Origin of the sequence: uncultured Tenacibaculum sp., from assembly GCF_947502995.1 — a bacterium.
Classification (GTDB): domain Bacteria; phylum Bacteroidota; class Bacteroidia; order Flavobacteriales; family Flavobacteriaceae; genus Polaribacter.
Map to the genome: position 1 here is coordinate 1 of NZ_CANNBW010000075.1, position 315 is coordinate 315.

Consider the following 315-nt stretch of genomic DNA (forward strand, 5'->3'; position numbering starts at 1 on the left):
AGGAGCTTTCATTACAAACTTAACTGACATTCCAGCAGGAACACATACAATTAGAGTTACAGATGATAATGGATGTATAGCTACAGCGAGTTTTACAATCAACAATTTTATACCAGTATCTTTTACAGCTACGCCAGTTACCTGTTATGATGGAACCAATGGAAGTATTACAGTAGATAATTTTGTTGGCGATGCGCCATTTAGAGTTCGATTAGACAGTGGAGCGTTTGTTAATGTAACAGGAACGAGTCATACCTTTACAGGATTAGGAGCCAATACATATGTAGTAGAAGTTATTGACAATAAAGGATGTAC

At 36.5% G+C, this 315-nt stretch carries 1 protein-coding gene; it reads left to right on the plus strand.

Features of this window, described 5'->3' with window-relative positions; translation table 11 throughout:
• Positions 1 to 315, plus strand: a 315-nt coding sequence (locus Q1A46_RS20800; protein WP_299683578.1) for a hypothetical protein, incomplete at both ends; no start/stop codon positions are given.